Source organism: Vibrio sp. 03_296 (genome assembly GCF_002265885.1).
The window spans coordinates 25,425-45,119 of sequence record NZ_NPKW01000129.1 but is presented as its reverse complement, the minus strand read 5'-3'; the positions used below and the strand labels follow the sequence as shown (position 1 = coordinate 45,119).

The 19,695-nt window shown below is 47.6% G+C and carries 17 protein-coding genes and 1 pseudogene; 12 read left to right on the top strand and 6 right to left on the bottom strand.

The features are described 5' to 3' along the window. The 3 genes and pseudogenes from CIK04_RS16045 to CIK04_RS16035 all read left to right on the top strand — a co-directional run. A pseudogene (locus tag CIK04_RS16045) lies at positions 1-254 on the top strand (IS4 family transposase); the annotation flags it as partial. Then, positions 220-741: a DUF1800 family protein gene (locus tag CIK04_RS16040; RefSeq protein WP_369597162.1), complete on the top strand. Its 522-nt coding sequence runs from the start codon at positions 220-222 to the stop codon at positions 739-741. The pseudogene CIK04_RS16045 and the gene CIK04_RS16040, both read left to right, overlap by 35 nt. Next, positions 735-2,048: a DUF1501 domain-containing protein gene (locus CIK04_RS16035; RefSeq protein ID WP_097353391.1), complete on the top strand. Its 1,314-nt coding sequence runs from the start codon at positions 735-737 to the stop codon at positions 2,046-2,048. Before CIK04_RS16040 ends, CIK04_RS16035 begins: the two co-directional genes overlap by 7 nt. Here the strand turns inward: CIK04_RS16035 and CIK04_RS16030 are convergent, their stop codons facing one another. Then, positions 2,049-3,647, bottom strand: coding sequence for a diguanylate cyclase (locus tag CIK04_RS16030; protein WP_039540258.1), 1,599 nt, complete (start codon positions 3,645-3,647; stop codon positions 2,049-2,051). A gap of 691 nt (positions 3,648-4,338) precedes the next feature. On the opposite strand from CIK04_RS16030, the gene CIK04_RS16020 reads away from it, so the two are divergent. Next, positions 4,339-4,560, top strand: a complete 222-nt coding sequence (locus CIK04_RS16020; RefSeq protein ID WP_011150071.1) for a hypothetical protein — start codon at positions 4,339-4,341, stop codon at positions 4,558-4,560. A 67-nt stretch (positions 4,561-4,627) separates the two neighbouring features. Here the strand turns inward: CIK04_RS16020 and CIK04_RS16015 are convergent, their stop codons facing one another. Continuing rightward, entirely contained in the window at positions 4,628-4,876 is a 249-nt protein-coding gene (locus CIK04_RS16015; protein ID WP_038968651.1) for a DUF1289 domain-containing protein, read from the bottom strand. A gap of 196 nt (positions 4,877-5,072) precedes the next feature. Here CIK04_RS16015 and CIK04_RS16010 point away from each other — a divergent pair, with 196 nt between their 5' ends. The 8 genes from CIK04_RS16010 (at position 5,073) to CIK04_RS15975 (ending at position 14,514) form a co-directional block, all read left to right on the top strand. After that, positions 5,073-5,519: an META domain-containing protein gene (locus CIK04_RS16010; protein ID WP_017422206.1), complete on the top strand. Its 447-nt coding sequence runs from the start codon at positions 5,073-5,075 to the stop codon at positions 5,517-5,519. 277 nt (positions 5,520-5,796) lie between these two features. After that, a complete protein-coding gene (locus CIK04_RS16005) occupies positions 5,797-6,942 on the top strand; it encodes an ABC transporter substrate-binding protein (protein ID WP_097353393.1) in 1,146 nt (381 codons plus the stop codon). A gap of 38 nt (positions 6,943-6,980) precedes the next feature. After that, complete coding sequence (locus tag CIK04_RS16000) at positions 6,981-8,681, top strand: ABC transporter permease (RefSeq protein ID WP_142994996.1); 1,701 nt, start codon at positions 6,981-6,983, stop codon at positions 8,679-8,681. Beyond that, positions 8,647-9,297 (top strand): ATP-binding cassette domain-containing protein, encoded by a 651-nt coding sequence (locus CIK04_RS15995; RefSeq protein ID WP_045588917.1) that lies wholly within the window; start codon positions 8,647-8,649, stop codon positions 9,295-9,297. Before CIK04_RS16000 ends, CIK04_RS15995 begins: the two co-directional genes overlap by 35 nt. Continuing rightward, the gene (locus CIK04_RS15990) at positions 9,287-9,910 is read left to right on the top strand and encodes a CDP-alcohol phosphatidyltransferase family protein (protein ID WP_097353395.1); all 624 of its coding nucleotides are present in this window, start codon (positions 9,287-9,289) and stop codon (positions 9,908-9,910) included. Before CIK04_RS15995 ends, CIK04_RS15990 begins: the two co-directional genes overlap by 11 nt. Positions 9,911-10,015: 105 nt before the next feature. Further along, positions 10,016-11,545 carry a nitric oxide reductase transcriptional regulator NorR gene (gene norR, locus CIK04_RS15985; protein WP_097353396.1) on the top strand — a complete coding sequence of 510 codons (1,530 nt, stop codon included), beginning with the start codon at positions 10,016-10,018 and terminating at the stop codon, positions 11,543-11,545. 202 nt (positions 11,546-11,747) lie between these two features. Beyond that, on the top strand, positions 11,748-13,409 hold the full coding sequence (hcp, locus tag CIK04_RS15980; protein WP_038938983.1) for a hydroxylamine reductase: 1,662 nt from the start codon (positions 11,748-11,750) through the stop codon (positions 13,407-13,409). 61 nt (positions 13,410-13,470) lie between these two features. Next, entirely contained in the window at positions 13,471-14,514 is a 1,044-nt protein-coding gene (locus tag CIK04_RS15975) for a hybrid-cluster NAD(P)-dependent oxidoreductase (RefSeq protein WP_039467824.1), read from the top strand. A gap of 71 nt (positions 14,515-14,585) precedes the next feature. Here the strand turns inward: CIK04_RS15975 and CIK04_RS15970 are convergent, their stop codons facing one another. The 4 genes from CIK04_RS15970 to CIK04_RS15955 form a co-directional block, all read right to left on the bottom strand. After that, positions 14,586-15,518: a class I SAM-dependent methyltransferase gene (locus tag CIK04_RS15970; RefSeq protein WP_013571988.1), complete on the bottom strand. Its 933-nt coding sequence runs from the start codon at positions 15,516-15,518 to the stop codon at positions 14,586-14,588. A gap of 20 nt (positions 15,519-15,538) precedes the next feature. Beyond that, a complete protein-coding gene (locus CIK04_RS15965; RefSeq protein ID WP_017422214.1) occupies positions 15,539-16,234 on the bottom strand; it encodes a TIGR01621 family pseudouridine synthase in 696 nt (231 codons plus the stop codon). 103 nt (positions 16,235-16,337) lie between these two features. Then, positions 16,338-17,954 (bottom strand): methyl-accepting chemotaxis protein, encoded by a 1,617-nt coding sequence (locus CIK04_RS15960; RefSeq protein ID WP_038938980.1) that lies wholly within the window; start codon positions 17,952-17,954, stop codon positions 16,338-16,340. A gap of 127 nt (positions 17,955-18,081) precedes the next feature. Next, positions 18,082-19,509, bottom strand: coding sequence for a sodium-dependent transporter (locus CIK04_RS15955; RefSeq protein WP_045594453.1), 1,428 nt, complete (start codon positions 19,507-19,509; stop codon positions 18,082-18,084). Positions 19,510-19,695: the final 186 nt, after the last annotated feature.

Here is a 19,695-nt window from a genome sequence, read left to right as displayed (position 1 = left end):
GTCAAGCGGCCGTAGCACATGGTCGAATGGCCAATGAAATCAGTTTTAAATACGCTTGTCAGTTCATCGCTAGTCAACTGAAAGTAATGAGCAAAGCGGTATCTCCAGGTAATACACCGAAGCGTCTAAAAAGTCTGCGCGGAGACTTATCCATCCTTTTTATAGACAAACGCCCTAAGCCAAATCGGCCTAGGGCGGTAAAAATATCAAAGACCCGATATCCTGTTAATCGCAAGGCAGCTCCTCTTAAGTGAACTACATTGCGACCCAACCGGGCGTTATCACAACAGCAATGGCACGTTTTTCGCCTTTGGCCAAGCGCCTCTCTCTTCTCCAAGTGTGTTCAATTTCTTCTCGCCGGACTACGCGCCAAATGCCCAAATGAAGGAAAAAGGCCTAGTAGCGCCGGAATTTCAGATTCTAAGCTGGAACAACTTCATTAATATCAGTAACCAGATGTGGTCTGCTACTGGAAACAGTCAATACGATTCAGAAGAGAACCCAAAGAAAATTGTCGTTAATCTCGCCCCGTTAGAAGCGCTCGCGAATGATCATCCCGCGCTGATTGCCGAGCTGAGCCGACGCTTTCTCTCCGAGCAAATCAGCCCAGAACTTGCGGTCATCATTGAGCAGAACTTAAATCAGCTCAAAGATCACCAGCAAAACACCAAAGTGCGTAATGCGCTGCATATCATTTTGAACAGTCAGGAATTTCACACCGAGGTAAGCAACGCATGGTGACTCGTCGACAATTTATCTCTGCTCTCGCCGCCACACCTTTGGTATCAATGCTAGGCAGTAAGCCCAGCTTCGCTCTACCCACCAATGATTATAAAGCACTTGTGTGCGTGTTTTTGTTCGGTGGCAATGACGGGTTCAATATGTTGGTTCCGACCAGTGATGCCCATTACGATGAATATGCACGTGCTCGGCCTGACATTGCGTTAGCCAAAGAATCGCTGTTGCCGCTGACGTTGGCCACTGGTTCAACGCTCTCTTTCGGCCTTCACCCTGCCATGAATGAACTGCAAGCATTAGTTAACCGCGGTAAAGCCATCCCCATTGTCAACAGTGGGGTGCTCGTAGAACCCACAACCAAAGCAGAGCTTCTCAATGGCACTCGCGCTCTACCACCCTTTCTTTTTTCACACAACTCGCAACAAGCTGAATGGCAACGGGGTTGGGCGGGCAGTTCCTCCACGTTAGGTTGGGCAGGCAGAATGATGGATGTGCTTTCCAATGGGCAGTTAGAAGTGAGCCCAACGTTCAGCATCAACGGCTATGTGCAGTGGCTGAATGGTGAGAAGCAGCGCGCGAACCTGATCAACCCAGATGGCATGCCCACTCTATGGGCAAACAACAATACGTTGAGGAAACAAAGCTTTGAGCAAGTTTTGGCGCTGCAACCCGACAGCCTATTTGCACAAGCTTTTGATCAGGTGAAGAGCGATTCTATTACTATTCGAGATCAGCTTTCAGCCGCGCTAACGTCCTCTCCTGAGGAGCCACACTTCCCAGATAACCGACTGAGCCAACAGCTTCATACCGTTGCAAGATTGATCAAATCCAGTGAACAACTTGGGCATCAAAGACAGGTGTATTTCGTTGGAATGGGTGGATACGACACCCATGCCAACCAATTGGTCGCCCATCAAACCTTACTGGCTGAGCTAAGCCAATCCCTCGACGCCTTTAACACTTCGCTGGAAAATGCCGGGATTGCCCATCAAGTCACTACCATGACAATGTCAGATTTCGGTCGAAGGCTTGCCAGCAATGGATCGGGAACGGATCACGGTTGGGCAAGCAACCACTGGGTCATGGGTGGCGCTCTGCAATCTGGACGGATTTATGGCCAATGGCCTTCCCTCGTCCTTGATGGGGAAAACGATTTTAATCGTGGCCGAATGATTCCAACCACCTCTGTCGAACAAATCGGTGCAACCGTGGCAAAGTGGATGGGTATTCAAACTGAGCAGCAATTGCTCGACATATTCCCCAACCTTAAGCATTTTGCGCAAAAAGATTTAGGATTCCTTGCTGGATGATCAACTGCTTTCATTGACTTTTTGCACTTGGACAACTCTTCCCTTACCTGCAGATTTTGCTTGGTACATCGCGATATCCGCTTCGTGAATGAGGCTATCCACATTGGTTGACGTCGTCTCGACGTCAACCGTCACTAACCCAATACTTGCGCCAATGACGAGGGCTTTGCGCTCAACAATCACTGGTATCGCAATCGTCTCAAGCAATGCTTGAGCGATTTTGGTCGCGTCTTGCATCGATTGATTCTTCAACAAAACGATAAACTCATCTCCGGCATAGCGAGCCGCCATATCCTCCTGACCCACGGTATCCAGTAACCGCTGAGCGACCGCTTTCAATAGAAGATCGCCCGTTTGGTGACCGTACTCATCATTGACGGCTTTGAAGCCATCAAGATCAATAAATAACAGCGAAAACGGCTGCTTACGCTCCAAGAATTTTGCTATCGCTTGTCTCACGGCAGTACGATTCGGCAAATCCGTGACAGAATCATGTGACGCGAGATGACGCGCAAAACGTTCTGCCGATTTCAGCTCTTTGGTTCTTTCTAAGACTCTAAATTCGAGCTCTTTTCGCCCGCGATTCACTTCATTGGCCATGAGATTGAAACTTTCCACCAATGCTTGAGTCTCTTTAATACCAGTAAAACCTTCGATGGTTTCCAAATGAGAGATGTGGCTTTCTGTCTCCGTCATTCCTTGAATTTGCTTGGTAAGTTTTCTTATTGGTCGCATTAACAGACCCGAGAGCTGCCAACTTAAGATAAAGCAAATAACAAAACAGGCGATGGCCACCACCAACGTGACTTTTTTAAAATCGTTGATTGCCGCATCTAATTCACTCACGGGTTGAGGGATCATAATGCCCCAGCCTAACGTCGGCGTCACAGTAAACCCAGCAATCATGTCTGCCTTCATTGCTGGTGAATAAAAGCGCTCCACGCCTGTTTCACCTCTTAACATCCGTTTTACCACACTGATTTTGGCAATATTTTTCGCCTGAGCTTGCCACTCTTTGTTTGGATGAGCCAAGACGCTTCCGGTGTTATCGACAATAGCGGCATGCCCTTTCTCGCCAAAACTCACCGCCTCTTGAAGCTGAACAACATACTCATTCGCCATCGCCGCCACCCAAACTCGTCCGTATTTATCTTCACGGTAGAGATAAATGGTTGGTTGGGGAAGAGACTGCGAAATAACCGGGGTAACTCGCGTGATTTGATCGGCGTTGACATCCAATGTTTTGGGAAAATAGACGGGCTCACCAAACAACACCCTACGTTGCATGGCGTTTTTTGAATAACGTGCCAAAGCATGTAAATTGAGCTGCTGGAGAAGGTTGATTTGTTGGGCAGAGAGTTCATTGCTATCAAACTCATCGCTGATCGATTCAAACACAGAGAGCACATCGACACTGTAGCGTTCTAAAGCGGCGCTCAGGTTTTTGGCGAGCAGCAAGTGCTTTTCGTGCACGGCTCGATACTCTTTCTCAAGCGCATGCTGAACCGCCCAGTACGAAAACAGCACAATAGGCACGACAGACACTAACAGCATCACTGATAACAAAATTGCACGCAGAGAAGGTCGCAATACAGGCATAAGCGTTCCAAACATTCGCAACAAGTTCTTAAGCACCTTAGCTGTGCTTAACGTTAACCTGCGCCAACTGTCATTTATAGAAATTATAATGATTTATAAGATACGGCGTTTAGAGGTGGTATAAAAGCCATCATCTGTAGTTCGTGTCCGCCATTCATAATTTTTATGAATAAATTTGCAATAATCTCACTTATTAGAATAGCGCTAACGGCGCTCGATACAAACTTCATGAACGCGATAATCCCGTCTTGTCCCTTCATCGCCATTCAGCAACGAACTAAATCACGCAAGGTTATCAACGCTCGGTTGAACGATTGCTTTGCTATAAGAAAAACTCAAAATTAAAAAACGAACAAAAAATAATCAAAACACCATTGACGAGATGTTGGCCCACTTCTAAATTTGATCAGTACCTGAGCAACCCACCCTCGACAAGGTCGCTGGCTTGCAACCAAACGAGGAAGTTGCTATCGACTGAGGTGTAGACCGATGTCGTTTAGGTTTCATTTCACGTCTCTGAGAACCGTTAGATACGTGATACAAGATGGCGTGCCTATCTGCTCTGAGACAATGTGTTTAATGCCAAGCGATTGACTTCAAATGGCCTCCAGAGAACTCGTACCACTAACGTACGAGTAAGAGCAGTTTACGCCTTAAACACTGCTGCTATGTATTCACGGAGGTTAGAAATATGAAACGAGCCAGCAAATCCTATCGTCTACAGCTCATAAGAGAAGTGGTGACACGACGCGAGCTGCAAACCAGTAACGACCCTATGGCAAATTACATCTATCAACTGATGACAGACAAAACGCATTCAACGCATGACGTTGAACAAAATCATAAATTTGTCGGTAGCCATTTTGATGAACATGCTGGGGGGTGGGTAAACGATAAGTGGGGGCTAAAATAGTCATCAACTCATGCATTTGACTCTCCTTAGTCAACGCATCTCAAATGTGTACTAGGGCTAGGGAGAGTTAAAATAAATCTTGCTGTGGGCTTTGTACTTCTTCTTTTATGCTTGATGGAGCTTTACCTTGTGCAAGTTTACGACGATAACGCTGACGACACAGTTTAATCACATGCAGCTGTTCACTTGGTGTCATGTTCAGCCAGTTAAAACGCTCTTCACGTTTACGCATGCATCCGTTGCAATAGCCTTTGTCATCGACACTGCAAACCCCCACACAAGGGCTGGGTACAGTGAAAAACTCCAATTGTTCCATACCGCCTCCTGCTGCTCATCGCTTTCACTGTTCACTCTAATCGTATCTCCATGAGCTAAGAAAGCATTCTCTAATAAAAACATGACCATGGTTGCTTTAAACGGCAAATTTTCATACGAAACTATGACCGTATTCTGACAAATACAGCGTTCGATTAACTATACTTCCCTCATTCCCCAAATCTGGAGTTAATATAATGAAGCTTAGTTCAAAAACCCTACTTGCCGCTATTTCAATGCCTCTACTAATGACTGCTTGCGTAAGTAACGGTGACAACATGAAACAATTAACAGCTCAAGATTTACAGCACCATAATTGGGAACTCGTCAGCATTGATGGCAACGCCATTACAATCAACGAGCATCAACAAGCCCCTCGCCTTGAAGTGGGTGAAAACATGATGGCTAATGGTAACGCGGGTTGTAATAACTTCTTTGGTCAAGCCGAGCTGAAAGATAACCAGTTCCGCATTGAAAAAATGGGCATGACAATGAAGATGTGTATCGATGACGCGATGAGCACTGAGCAAGCCGTTTCTCAAACTTTGTCTGACTGGAGTGATATCACCCTAACAAAAGACAGTCTAGTGTTGAAAAACAGCAACCACACGCTCACATTCACACTGAAAGATTGGAAAAACTAATCCAGTTTGATTGATTTTTTAGGGCCGCTTCTCGCGGTCCTTTTTATTCTCTCGCCACTCCATACATCGCTTTACCCCTGCATTCTCTCATCTTGCTTCATGTGGCTTTCACTTTCTTTCTCTGCACCTGTTCATAGAAGCATCAAAAACTGAACAACTTGCGCACAAAACTCGTAAACATTTCAATAAATTCAATTTTTTCATTCATAATGAAAGAAAACCGAGACAAGCACGGTCTCTGGTTGCAACACATAAAGCTCAACATGAAAGGAATGCTATGAAACGGCTGACAACACTACTGACTGGCGCGCTACTCTCTGCCAGCGTTTTCGCTACCACACCCTCTTGGCAACAAATCGAAGAAAAAGCACAAGGACAAACGGTCTTTTTCCATGCATGGGGCGGTAGCCAAGAGATCAACGACTATCTTCGCTGGGCGGGAGGCGAGCTGAAAACTCGCTATGGTGTCACGCTTAAGCACGTCAAAGTCACCGATATTGCCGAAACCACGACTCGACTCATCGCAGAAAAAGCCGCAGGAAAAAACCAAGGCGGGAGCGTTGATATGGTTTGGATTAACGGTGAAAACTTTAAGTCGATGAAAAACAATGATCTGCTTTACGGACCTTTTGTTGAGCAGCTTCCAAGTTGGCAATACGTCAATAAGACGCTGCCAGTAGACAGTGACTTTTCAGAACCCACACTTGGGCTCGAGGCGCCATGGGGCGTGGGTCAATTAGTATTTATTCATGATGAAAAAACACTTAACAATCCGCCCGCTTCGTTTTCAGAAATGCTGAGCTATGCAAAAGCGTACCCTAACCGCATCAGCTACCCGCGCCCTCCTCAATTTCACGGCACCAGTTTTTTGAAAGCAGTGCTCATTGAGCTAACCGATAACGACCCAGCATTAGCAAAACCGGTCAACGAGCAAGAGTTTCAACTCATCACTAAGCCACTTTGGCAATATTTGGATGAATTTCATCGTGTTGCTTGGCGTCAGGGAAAACAATTCCCAACGGACAGCGCAGAGTCTTTCCAACTATTGGATGACGGCCAGTTGGATTTAGCCATCACCTTTAACCCAAATGCAGTTTACTCAGCCCAAGCGAATGGCACGCTAGCAGAATCAACCAAGACATTTGCCATGAGCAAAGGCGCGCTATCAAACATTCATTTTCTCGCCATTCCTTGGAATGCAAACGCAGCGGAAGGGGCACTGGTCACCATCAACTTCTTGCTCAGTCCAGAAGCGCAGTCACGCAAAGGTGACCTGTCAATTTGGGGCGATCCATCTGTATTGGAGAATCAGTATCTCACCGGCAGCGCTAAAAACACGCGCCTATTTAAATCGGTGGCTGAGCCACATCCAAGCTGGCAAACCGCGCTTGAAGCCGAATGGCAAAAGCGTTACGGCAATTAATTCGACTACAACCAAGAGCCAATACAAACGAGAGCACGATGTTTAGAGCCGCTTATTTGATACTGATTTTAGTGTGCATTGCTCCGGTTATTCCGGGCTTATTCGGCGTGTTGCTCTCGTCTTTTGGTTATATTCCTCCCGTTGGCTTGAACCAACTGTCTTCGGTCGGATTTGAGGCAGTATTCAATTGGACTGGCGTGGAAAAGTCCATCGCGTTGACGGTGTTTAGCGCCCTTTTCAGTACCTACTTGGCTTGCTTGTTTACTTTCGCAATCTTGCAAGCCTTGTGGCAAAACCGCCATTGGAAAAAAGTGGAGTCGCTACTCTCCCCACTGCTTGCGATGCCTCATGTGGCGTTTGCTATCGGTTTCGCCTTTCTCTTCTCTCCCACTGGATTGGTTGCGAGAGTCGCGGTGCAAACGTTGGATGTTGGTCTATCCACTGACGATAGTGCTTGGTTTGTCAACGATCCGTATGCGTTGGGGTTGACCATCGCCCTCGCACTGAAAGAAATTCCGTTTTTGTTGCTCATGAGCGTGCCAGTGTTGCTGCAGTTAAACGTTGCTCAGCTCAGCCAAGTCTCCGCCTCTATGGGCTATTCACCGGCACAGTTTTGGTGGAAGACCGTCCTACCTCAGTGGTTAAGCAAAATGCGTTTTCCACTGTTTGCTGTGATGGCGTATGGCGTTGCGGTGGTTGATCTCAGTTTGATCCTCGGCCCAACCAATCCTGCCACGTTTGCCGTATTGGTTTGGCAGTGGTTTAGTGATCCTGAGTTGGAGCTATTACCAAGAGCTGCCGCAGGTGCGATGGTTCTGTTTGTTATCGCCAGTTTGCTTATGGCGGCTATCATGCTGTTTGAAAAGAGTGTCACGGGTTACTTTGGTCGCTGGCAGTATTCCGGCCGATTTGGTTTTTCGCTGCCAGGAAAAACACTCTTTGCTTTTTCAGCATTACTGGCACTGACTATGTTTCCTTTGATGTTGCTCTGGAGCTTTGCCCACCGCTGGCGATTCCCCGATCTTCTACCCAGCCGTTATAGCCTACGCTTTTGGCAGGCCGAATGGCAAAACGTACTGCCAACCGTGGAACAGAGTTTGCTTTTTGCCCTCGCAACAGCCAGTGTTGCTGTACTTTTGGCTTTGGTGGCACATGAATACCGCGATAAGCATCGAATTCATCTTCCTGGCTATGTCATTGCCTTGCCGATGTTGATCCCGCAACTTTCTATCTTGTTTGGATTGCAAATTGCGACGCTTTATCTCTCGTCAGATGCCTATTCGCTTTGGGTGTTGTGGTCACACGTGTTTTTTGCGTTTCCGCTTGTTTATTTGGCTTTGGATGGCCCTTGGCGCAGCTACAACCAGAACTACACGCGCGCCGCGCTCAGTCTTGGTAAAGCACCGATTTGGGTCTTTATTCGCATCAAGATGCCCATCCTAATGCCGGCTATTTTGTATGCTTGGGCAGTTGGGGCAAGCGTTAGCCTTGCACAATATTTGCCAACGCTTATCCTCGGTGCAGGCCGCATCACCACCATTACCACCGAAGCGGTGGCGCTCTCGAGCGGCTCAGATCGTCGCGTGACGGCCATTTACGCTTTGTGGCAAGCCATACTGCCATTTGTTTTCTTTTCTATTGCCCTCTTTATTGGACATTTACAAACGCGCCGTCGTCACGCTCGCGTTAAGGACACTAAAACTCATGACGTTTTGTCTCGAAAACCTCGCCATCCATAAACGCTCGGGCGAGACGCTGTTTTCCGACATCAATTTGACGATTGACGCCGGTGAGATTGTTAGCTTAATGGGCCCAAGTGGTTGCGGAAAATCCACACTACTGAGCCTTATCGCCGGTCATTTGAGTGACGAATTTAAGTACTCAGGTACACTTTCGCTTAACCAACGCGATCTCGCACCTTTGGCTCCCCACCAGCGTCAGGTGGGTATTTTGTTTCAAGATGATATGCTCTTTCCTCATTTGAATATTTGGCAAAATTTGGCGTTTGCGTTGCCCAACGACATCAAAGGGGCAGAGCGAAAAACGCAGGCTATCAATGCCCTCGACAAAATCGCTTTGTCTGAGTTAGCCGACTCTTATCCGGAGCAAATTTCTGGGGGGCAACGAGCGCGGATCAGCTTGATACGAATGTTATTAGCCAAACCACAAATGGCGCTGCTCGACGAGCCATTTAGCAAATTGGATAAGGAACTGAGAGTGCAATTTCGCGACTGGGTCATCAGCCAATTGCAACAGGCCAATATTCCAGCGCTGATGGTAACCCACGATATTGATGACGTGCCACCGGGAAGCCGAGTGCTGCATTGGCCTTGGGAGCAGTGCAATGTTAGATAGATTTAGTATTAAAGTGATACGTTGGCCGCTGACGCAAAGTGCCCAAGTGCTCAACCATTATGGCGTCACCGCCAATCAGATCACGATACTCGGTTTTGCCTTGGGCTGTTTTGCCCTTCCCGCCCTGATGGCAGAGCAATACCTACTAGCATTGGCGTTTATTGTTCTGAACCGAGTCTGCGATGGGCTTGATGGGGCGTTAGCACGCACCCAAGGGATCACCGACGCTGGTGGTTTTCTCGACATCAGCTTGGACTTTCTCTTCTACTCACTCGTTCCTTTTGGTTTTGTCTTGGCCAACCCAGAACAAAACGCCATTGCTGGCGCCTTTTTGATTTTCTCTTTCATTGGAACAGGCAGCAGTTTTCTCGCTTTCGCGGTGATGGCGGGTAAAGGGGGTATTGATAACCCGGTTTATCAAAACAAATCTCTTTATTACATGAGTGGTCTGACCGAAGGCACAGAAACCATCGCCTGTTTTGTGTCGTTTTGCCTCTTCCCGCACTCTTTCGCGACACTTGCTTACCTCTTTGGCGCGGCATGTTGGTTCACAACAGGGACACGTATCTACTCTGGCTTCCATACCCTCAATCAAGTCGATGAAGAGGAATAAGACAAATTGATCGACGTCAATAGAACATCAACTTTTGCTTGAATGCGATGTTCAAATGACATCACCTTGGTAGCATAACCGCTCAAAATCCAAGAAGAGGCGGTTATGTCCCAAACGATTGACCAAGCGGTGTTGAAAATCGCACTGAATTTAAGTTCCACTCTATCAAGCGAACAACAATACCAACACTTGATTGATGGCATCGCTTCGGTATTTCCTTGTGATGCTGCTGCGTTATTTGTGTTTGACCAAGACGGTTTTCTTACGCCCGTCGCGGTTAAAGGCTTATCCCCTGCGGTATTAGGCCGGCGTTATTTTCCCGCTACCCATCCCCGTTTAGAACGTATTTTACAAAGTCGCCACACGGTGCGCTTTGATGCCGATTGCGCCCTACCCGATCCCTTTGATGGTTCGCTGCTCACCGAAGATCAATGCATCGATGTGCACGATTGCCTTGGCAGCAGCCTTTATGTCGACGGCCAATTGGTTGGTGTACTAACGATGGATGCTCTGACCGTCGGCGCCTTTGATTATCTCGACCCCGTGATGGTGGAAACCTTTACCGCCTTAACCGCGGCCACCTTGCGCAATATTGCCCAGTTCAAGGCCTTGAAAGCGCAGAATAAAAAGCAAAAAAGCGTCACGCAAACACTGATCCAACAAGCGCGATCTCAGCAAGGGGAAATGGTGGGATTTAGCCCGCAAATCAATCAGCTGCGCAAACAAATTACCACCGTTGCTCCTTCAGATTACGCGGTATTGATCATGGGAGAAACGGGCACGGGCAAAGAGCTGGTGGCGCATAACGTTCATGCACAATCGCATCGCAGTGACAAACCGATGATCTACGTGAACTGTGCAGCGCTCCCGGAAGGGTTGGCGGAGAGTGAGCTGTTTGGGCATGTAAAGGGAGCCTTTACCGGCGCCAATCAACATCGTGCGGGAAAATTTGAGCTGGCTGATGGAGGCACTATTTTTCTCGATGAAGTGGGCGAGCTGCCTTTGGTGCTGCAAGCTAAATTGCTGCGCGTGATTCAGCAAGGGGAACTGCAGCGAGTTGGGAGTGATAAACACCTGTTGGTGAACGTACGCATCATTGCCGCCACCAACCGAAATTTGGAGAAAGAAGTCGAAACGGGCCATTTTCGCGCCGACCTTTTCCATCGTCTGAATGTTTTCCCAATCAAGGTTCCTGCCTTGCGTGAGCGAGAGGGCGATATTCCGGTATTAGCAGGCTATCTGCTTGAAAAAGTTCGCCATCAATTCAATGAGCCTAACTTGCATGTCCACCCAAAACTTTTAAACCAATTAGAGCATCTACCTTGGTATGGTAACGTTCGTGAACTAGAACACACCCTCACTCGCGCCGCCTTGCACGCCATTCAACAAGGGCAAACCACCATCAAAAGCGACCATATCGGGACACTGGCAAATCAATCCGATGTCAAAAATACATCCACCTTCTTTCCTGAACACGCTCAAGGGATGAGAGAGTTGGTCGAATCCTATCAAAAACAATTGATTGAACACGCTTTGTCCCAATCGGATGGAATTTGGGCGAAAGCCGCTGAGTTTCTACAGATGGACAGAGGCAATTTGTACCGGATGGGGAAAAAACTAGGGGTTAAAGTGTAAGCAATTGGGTATTTATTGATGTAAAAAAGACACGAACAGCGTGTCTTTTTTACATCTCCAGTATAGGCACCTTAAAAATAAATCCTTTAATTTCATACAGATACAAGTTGGCACGCAATCTGCTCTTAGGTGAACGTTTTTAATCTAATAACAACAACCTAAACCCATTTCGTTTAGGGATAACGACACCGGAGACGCCACTATGTTCTGTATTCAATGTGAACAGACGATTCAAACCCCAGCCGTAAAAGGCTGCTCTTTTGCTCAAGGTATGTGCGGAAAAACCGCAGAAGTGTCCGATTTACAAGACGTCCTTGTCTACTCATTGCAAGGGGTTTCCTACTGGGCGACTCAAGCACATCGATACGGCATCATTAACGATGAAATCAATCAATGGGCGCCAAAAGCGTTTTTCTCCACACTGACCAACGTTAACTTCGATCCTGAACGTATTCTGCAATTAACTTCTCAGGCTGCGCAGTTTAAAGCACAGCTAAAAGACCAAGTACTCACTGCCTCTTCATTGGCAAACTCACCACTGTCAGAAGTTCCTGCGGTTGCTGAGTTTGAACTACCAGAAAACGCACAAGCCATTCTCGCCTTCGCCCCACAAGTTGCGGTCAATCGCGGCAAAGAAAGTGTTCATGAAGACGTCATTGGCTTGCGCTTGCTCTGCCTGTATGGTTTAAAAGGGGCTGCCGCCTATATGGAACACGCACGCGTGTTGGAACAAACCAACAACGACATTTATGCGGAGTACCACGAAATCATGGCTTGGTTAGGCACCGATCCTGACGATCTTAACGAGCTGCTAGAGTGTTCAATGCGCATTGGCCTAATGAACTACAAAGTGATGGAAATGCTCGATCATGGCGAAACCGCGACGTTCGGCCACCCGGTTCCTACCGCGGTCAACGTCAAGCCAGTCAAAGGCAAATGCATCTTGGTTTCCGGCCATGACTTACACGATTTAGAAAAAATCTTGCAACAGACCGAAGGTAAAGGCATCAATGTCTACACTAACGGAGAGATGTTACCTGCGCACGGCTATCCAGAACTGAACAAATATCCGCATCTGGTGGGTAACTATGGCAGTGCTTGGCAAAACCAGCAAAAAGAATTTGCTAACTTCCCGGGTGCCATTGTGATGACCTCAAACTGCCTGCTGAACCCCAATGTGGGCCAATACGCAGACCGTTTGTTCACACGTAGCATCGTAGGCTGGCCGGGTGTCGCTCATATTGAAGGTGATGATTTCAGTGCCGTTATTGAATCTGCGTTGGCACAACCGGGCTTCCAGCACGATGAGATTGAGCACATGATCACCGTCGGCTTTGGCCGTAATGCACTGATGAATGCCGCCCCTGCGGTGATCGATCAAGTAAAGCAAGGCAACATCAAACATTTCTTCCTTGTGGGTGGATGTGACGGTGACAAGGCCGAGCGCAGCTACTACACCGACTTCACTGAAGCCGCACCAGAAGATACGCTGATCTTAACGCTTGCTTGCGGTAAATTCCGTTTCAACAAAAACACCTTTGGTGACATCAACGGCATCCCTCGCCTACTCGATGTTGGCCAATGTAACGACGCGTACTCCGCGATTCAATTGGCGTTGGCGCTGGCGCAAGAGTTTGACTGTGGCATCAACGAGCTGCCACTAACGCTTGTCCTATCGTGGTTTGAGCAAAAAGCGATTGTTATCCTACTCACCTTGTTCGCTCTGGGTGTGAAAGGCATTTACACCGGTCCAACTGCACCTGCGTTTTTGACTCCTAACCTGATTGCCATCATTCAAGAGAAGTTTGATATGCGCAGCATCGGTAATGTTCAGGACGATCTGAACACCATTCTTGCTGCTTAATCACTCGTGCCCTCCTTCGTGAGGGCACTTATCTTCCTTCTATCCCAACAAAGAGTGCTCTATGTTTTTTGAATGGCAAGGCAACGAACCCGCAACGTTGCAATGCGTAGACAAGTTTTTTGAAACCGATGACACGGTTTCCATCCGTCTCGCTGATCTCACTGAATCGCTGCTTTTTCAATTTAAGCCAGGCCAGTTCGTTAACCTTGGTGTAGAGATCGACGGCAAGATGGAATTTCGTGCCTACTCAATCAGTTCGCTGGCTGGTGAAGAATATCTTCAGTTCACCATCAAACGAGTTGACGGGGGTAAAGTATCAAACTTCATCATCGACTCTCTGCTTATCGGAGATACGGTTCAAGCCCTCGCCCCTGCGGGTGAGTTTAATTGTGTTGACCACCCACCACGTGAATTCGATGGACAAAGGAAAGCGCTCTTGATCAGCGCTGGATGTGGTGTCACTCCCGTTTTTGCCATGGCCAAACATTGGCTGAGCAATGAGATGAATGTCGATATTGAATTTCTTCACATTGCCCGCTCAGCCCAAGAAACGATCTATTTTGATCACCTATCAACCTACCAGTCGGCCTATGCTCATTTCCACTTAAAGCTGCTGCTCAAAGATGCCCAAGGTACAACGCACCCACAAGGGCGATTCGATGCGCAATGGCTACAAGATTTGGTGCCAGATTTTGCCACTCGTACCATCTATCTCTGTGGGCCAAATCAGTTTATGCAAGATACGCAAGACTATTTGCAAGTCTTGGGGTTTAACATGAATAACTTTTATCACGAAAGTTTTACCCCAGAGAAAGCCGACGCTATGGAAGCGAGCGATGAAGAGGTTTGTATTTCGGTGCCTGACTTCGCCCAAACCATCAACGCCCAGAAAGGTCAGTTGTTGGCGGATGTACTTGAAAATGCGGGTCTGCCGTTGATTGTCGCTTGTCGCAGTGGCATTTGTGGCTCATGTAAGTGCAAAGTGACGAATGGCCAAGTGCGCACCATCAGCCAAGAAACGCTCACCGACGAAGAAATTGCGCAAGGTTATGTTCTGGCTTGCTCATCGCACATCGAATCGGATCTGGATGTCAGCTTGCACTAAACAAGCGACGCTCCTGATAAACAAACGCCCTCACAATGTTGAGGGCGTTTTCACGTTCGCTGGCTACGCTGTTAATTGAAGCGCAGCACTTTCAGCGCGGCTTCGCTGTCGATATCCATAAACTCAGGGGGATTGTCCAAGCGCTCACGGAAAGTCAGCTGAGGCGCTTCTTCTTTCATGCTTTCAATCAAGAAATCGCTGCTCACTGCAGGGGAGTTAACGCACGCCAACACCTCACCTTGCTCTGTCAATAACTCTGGCAAACGGCGAAGAATCTTCTTGTAATCCTTGGTTAGCGCAAAACTGCCCTTTTGAAACGACGGCGGATCAATAATCACCAAATCATAAGGGCCCGCTTTTTTGATTTTCCCCCAAGATTTAAAGATGTCGTATCCCAAGAAGCTAACCTGATTGATGTTGTGCTCATTTAACTTGTGGTTGTCACGCCCTTTCGACAATGACGATTTGGCCATATCGACGTTCACCACTTTGTCTGCACCACCCGCGATCGCCGCAACAGAGAAACCACAGGTGTAGGCAAACAGGTTGAGTACATTCTTATGTTTGGCATTTTCGCGTACCCAATCGCGACCATAGCGCATATCCAAAAACAGGCCAAAGTTCTGATTTCGGCCAATATCTAATTGATATTTCAGGCCACTCTCGACAACCACAGGGCGCGCTTCCAATTCGCCAACCAACACTTCGGCTGGGTCACCATCGGCATATCGGTGCTGAATCACCACGCAACGACCAAGCTTTTCTTGCCACAATGGTGTGTTCGTTAGTGCTAACAAGCCTTCTCTGAGGCATTGTAAGAATGCCTCATCCACTTGTTTGAAGAGATTGACGATCAACTGGCCGTGCAGCCAATCACAGGTAATTTGCTCTAGCCCTTCAAAGCGTCGACCACGCCCATGAAAAAGACGGCGAATCTCATCAGGAGCCTGCTGTAACTGCGATTCGACATGCTGGAAAAATGTCGTTAGGTGTGATGCTTGCATCTGTGTCTCTACTAATTTGTTTATTTATTGATGGTTGGCCAGTTGAGTTGCCAAGGTGTCAACCATTGTTCAATGGCTTGGTTGAGCGCCTCGCTGTTCCATTTCTCACCCAGGTCGGCTTGATTTCTCGGGTCGCACACAAAGTGGTATTGCTCACCTTGGTATTGGAAACCAAGACAAAACGCGTGCAAGTAACCACGATCGGAATCACTGCCGGCATTGTAGATGGGATCGCCAACAATGCTCGATCCTACCGATTTTAACGCCACGCGGATCTGATGGGTTTTGCCCGTGTAGGGTTTACACAAAAAGGCGCGTTCTCCCGGTTCTCCGGCAAGGGAAAAGAATTGAGTGATGGCGGGATTTTGCTTACTGTTGACCAGCTTCCAACTGGCCCGTCGTGAGCGCTCCATATCGCCAATAATGGTACCTTGTTTTTTCTTTGGCTTCTTCGCACCAATGGCGAGATAGAACTTCTCTACCTCTCGTTGCGCAAAGCGTTGTGAAAGCGCGCTGGCCGCCGTGCTGTTTCTTCCCAGCAACAAAATACCAGAAGTCATTTTGTCGAGCCGATGAATAAGATATAGATGCTCATCACCACTGACGTTGGCCACTTCTTGTAACAGCATGGTATCGCCATCATCTTTGTGAACCGAAACATTAGGATGTTTGTTGATGATCAGAAAATCAGGGTGGGTAAAGAGAATATCAAACATGGCGTAACACAAGTTGAGCCATTTTCATGCGAATTTGGCTGGTTTCATGGACAAGGGCGAAGTATACCCGTAATCGTCATGAATACCAGCCAAACTCTAGTGCTTACGCAATGCGAAACTTACCAATCAACTGATCCAGTTGAGCTACTTTGCCACTCAAACCAGCCACGCTCTCAGAGCTGCGGTTTGCAAGAGCCAAAGATTGTTCAGAAATATCACTAATAGCGGTGATGTCTGACGCGATCTCTTTCGTTACCGCAGTCTGTTCTTCCGCTGCAGTAGCAATGGAATTGACCATGCTTTGCACATTCGCAGCCCCCGCCACAATTGCTTCTAGCGAAGAAACGGCACCTTGACTCTGCTCAACACCAATTTCCACCAAACGACAATTATCTTGGGTGTAAGTGACCGCTTCATGTGTGCCTGATTGTATCGCTTGAATAATGCCTGCGACTTCTTTAGTTGCTTTAGTGGTTCTTTCTGCCAGAGCTCGAACCTCATCCGCCACCACCGCAAAACCGCGACCAAACTCACCTGCACGAGCCGCTTCAATCGCCGCATTGAGAGCCAATAGGTTGGTTTGTGCGGCAATATCTTCAATCACTTTAATCACACTACCAATTTGCTCACTGTGCGTTCCAAGCTCGTTCATTTGCACCGACATATCACTCATTTGTTGAGAGACTTGCTGAATACTCGCCACCATTTCTACGATGACGTTGCGCCCTTCTTCCGCCGACGCTTCTGAGCGTTTCGCCTCTTCAAACGTTGAGCTGCCTTGCTGCGCCACTTCCGAGATGGTGAGGCTCAGCTCTTCGGCCGCTGTCGCGATCAAATTGGCTTTGTCAGCTTGCGCGGATGCACCCTGAACAATATCTCGGCTTACTTTATTGAGATCCCCCGTGACCACTTGCACCTCCCGAGTCACTGAGGAAATTGAACTGATAAGGTTAACCAAAGAGTGCTGCATCTTGTTAACGGAGGTGGCTAAATTCGCCAACTCATCACCAGATTGGTCTTCAATATCTTCTGCTGTCAGATCCCCACTGGCGACGCGCTGAGCGACTTCATCTAGCTTACTTAAACGGACGGTAATCGAATTCGAAAGCAGATAGGCAATGGTACACGTTAGGACGATACCTATCGCTGTGAGTATCATGATGGTACGCTCAATATTAGACAGAGAGTCCTCTAAGGCCCCCATGGCCCCATCTGCACCTGCAATTTCTTCCTCTGATGCCTCATCAAGCATGTTTTCAATTGGAATCAAGTGGGTTTGATACAACTTGCGTAAAGCCACAATCAGAGATTCATCAATGTCTCCCTGTCCATTTTTCGCCAAGATTTGAGCTTCAAACGCGTCAGTAAACTGCTTCATGGATGATTCAATTTTCTCAAGGCGGCGATCATCTTCTCCCCCTGGCGTTTCGAGTTTACGCACCTCGCGTAGTGCAGCGGCAAATTCACCTTTATTGTCTCGATAGTCTTGTGCTGCGCCTTCTACGCCTGTCACAACCCCCATAGCATCACGGTAGACGTCTCCCGCTTCATCCACCAAAATTAAGTAGTAAACCACTTCAGGTACATCGTCTTGACGCACTTCATTGGCCACCGCATGTGATTCAGTTACCTCTACCCATATTGTTGCCACCATCACCAGCATAATGGCCAATACACTGCCAAAACCGGCGTATAACTTTTTTCTTACTGACATCTTCACTCTAAACTTCCTTACGATGAATCTTTCTCACGTAAAGTATATCGACTACATTATCAAATAGTTGAGTGTTGTAGCTCGCAAAAAAAAACCTCCCAAAAGGGAGGTTTTTGATGTTTATTCAACGGTTTTACAGCTTCTTCGAAAGTAATCCAGCGAAGACGAAGATGGAAATACCTAGCACCATGATCTCGCCTTTACCGCTGTCAAAGCCAGACTTAATACCCATCACCGCAACAATCGCGATTGCTACTGGAATAATGTATTTGACTAGGTTGTACCAAACACCGAACAGTGGGAAAGAGACTTTGCCGTCGTTGGTGATCTCTTTTTCAAGATCTTCGCGGCTCAAACGCCAGCCGGCAAAGATACACACCAACATACCACCGACCGCAAGGAAGATTTTATCAGTGAGCAAGTCGAAGATATCAAATGCACCAGTATCAAACAGTTTTGGACCCACACCACCTAGCGACAGTGAAGCGAAGATACACAAACACGCCATCACTACACTTGATGAAATAACAGCCGTTGAACGCTTCATGCCTTTCTCATCGATGAGGTAAGAAACCACCACTTCAAGAAGAGAAACGGAAGAAGTCAGTGCTGCTACAGTCAAACCGATAAAGAATAGGAGCGCTAGGACGAGACCGATAACACCACCCATTTCAGAGAACAACTGAGGCACAACCACGAATACAAGACCAGGGCCAGCTGCTGGCTCCATACCAAAAGCAAACATCGCTGGGAACATAGCCACACCAGCTAGGATAGCGACACCGGTATCCATCGCGGTAACCATACCCGTGGTTTGTACAAGGTTTTCTTGCTTCTTCAAGTAAGAGCCGTAAGTCATCATACAACCCATACCTAAACTTAACGAGAAGAACGCTTGACCCAGAGCTGCGAGCACAACATTGCTGTCTACTTTTGAGAAGTCCGGCATAAACAGGAACTCAAGACCTGCCATCGCACCTGGCAACATCAGACCTTTCACCGATACGATGATGAGGATGATAAATAGCAGTGGCATTAGGACCTTGCCCGCTTTCTCGATACCGCCAGAAACACCACGCATAACAATTACGATGTTCAGTAGCAGGTAGATACCCATCCAAAGCAGAGGCTGAACCGGATCGGAAATAAACGCGCCAAAGCTCGAACCAATGGTGTCTGGTGTGCTTAATAGACCACCACCCACTTTGAAGATGTAGGCCAGTGCCCAGCCACCAACCACTGGGTAAAAACCCATGATCAATAGACCACTGAAGACACCCAATACGCCTGTGAACGTCCAACGACGATCCGTTGACTTAAATGCGCCAACCGCAGAAAGACCTGTCTTACGACCAATAGCAAACTCAGTGAGCATTACGCTAAAGCCGATAAAAATAACGAAAAATAGGTAGATCGCAACGAATGCACCGCCGCCGCTCTCACCTGCTGTGTAAGGGAACTTCCATATATTGCCTAAACCGACCGCAGAGCCTGCGGCTGCCATTACGAAGCCTAGTTTAGACCCCCACGTGTCACGTGGTGCTGCACTTGTATTACTCATATCCACGCTCTATCTCCAAAAAATATGTTGTGTTTGCATCCAGATGAGCGTCTAAATAGGTTATGTACAAAATTTTTTACACACGAACATTGTTCGCTTGACGTCATCCTGCTAGCAAGTAAAACAGTTTAAGAATAAAATTGGAAGCCCGAACAGTCTATTTTCCCACCTTATCTTTCATTATCG

Bases quoted from the DNA above. Each gene is read 5' to 3' on its own strand.
- CIK04_RS15990 (WP_097353395.1), top strand. From the start codon at position 9,287: ATGTTAGATAGATTTAGTATTAAAGTGATACGTTGGCCGCTGACGCAA.
- CIK04_RS15965 (WP_017422214.1), bottom strand. From the start codon at position 16,234: ATGTTTGATATTCTCTTTACCCACCCTGATTTTCTGATCATCAACAAA.
- CIK04_RS15975 (WP_039467824.1), top strand. From the start codon at position 13,471: ATGTTTTTTGAATGGCAAGGCAACGAACCCGCAACGTTGCAATGCGTA.
- CIK04_RS15955 (WP_045594453.1), bottom strand. From the start codon at position 19,509: ATGAGTAATACAAGTGCAGCACCACGTGACACGTGGGGGTCTAAACTA.
- CIK04_RS15995 (WP_045588917.1), top strand. From the start codon at position 8,647: ATGACGTTTTGTCTCGAAAACCTCGCCATCCATAAACGCTCGGGCGAG.
- CIK04_RS16015 (WP_038968651.1), bottom strand. From the start codon at position 4,876: ATGGAACAATTGGAGTTTTTCACTGTACCCAGCCCTTGTGTGGGGGTT.
- hcp (WP_038938983.1), top strand. From the start codon at position 11,748: ATGTTCTGTATTCAATGTGAACAGACGATTCAAACCCCAGCCGTAAAA.
- CIK04_RS16035 (WP_097353391.1), top strand. From the start codon at position 735: ATGGTGACTCGTCGACAATTTATCTCTGCTCTCGCCGCCACACCTTTG.
- CIK04_RS16010 (WP_017422206.1), top strand. From the start codon at position 5,073: ATGAAGCTTAGTTCAAAAACCCTACTTGCCGCTATTTCAATGCCTCTA.
- CIK04_RS16005 (WP_097353393.1), top strand. From the start codon at position 5,797: ATGAAACGGCTGACAACACTACTGACTGGCGCGCTACTCTCTGCCAGC.
- CIK04_RS16020 (WP_011150071.1), top strand. From the start codon at position 4,339: ATGAAACGAGCCAGCAAATCCTATCGTCTACAGCTCATAAGAGAAGTG.
- CIK04_RS15970 (WP_013571988.1), bottom strand. From the start codon at position 15,518: ATGCAAGCATCACACCTAACGACATTTTTCCAGCATGTCGAATCGCAG.
- CIK04_RS16000 (WP_142994996.1), top strand. From the start codon at position 6,981: ATGTTTAGAGCCGCTTATTTGATACTGATTTTAGTGTGCATTGCTCCG.
- CIK04_RS16030 (WP_039540258.1), bottom strand. From the start codon at position 3,647: ATGCCTGTATTGCGACCTTCTCTGCGTGCAATTTTGTTATCAGTGATG.
- norR (WP_097353396.1), top strand. From the start codon at position 10,016: ATGTCCCAAACGATTGACCAAGCGGTGTTGAAAATCGCACTGAATTTA.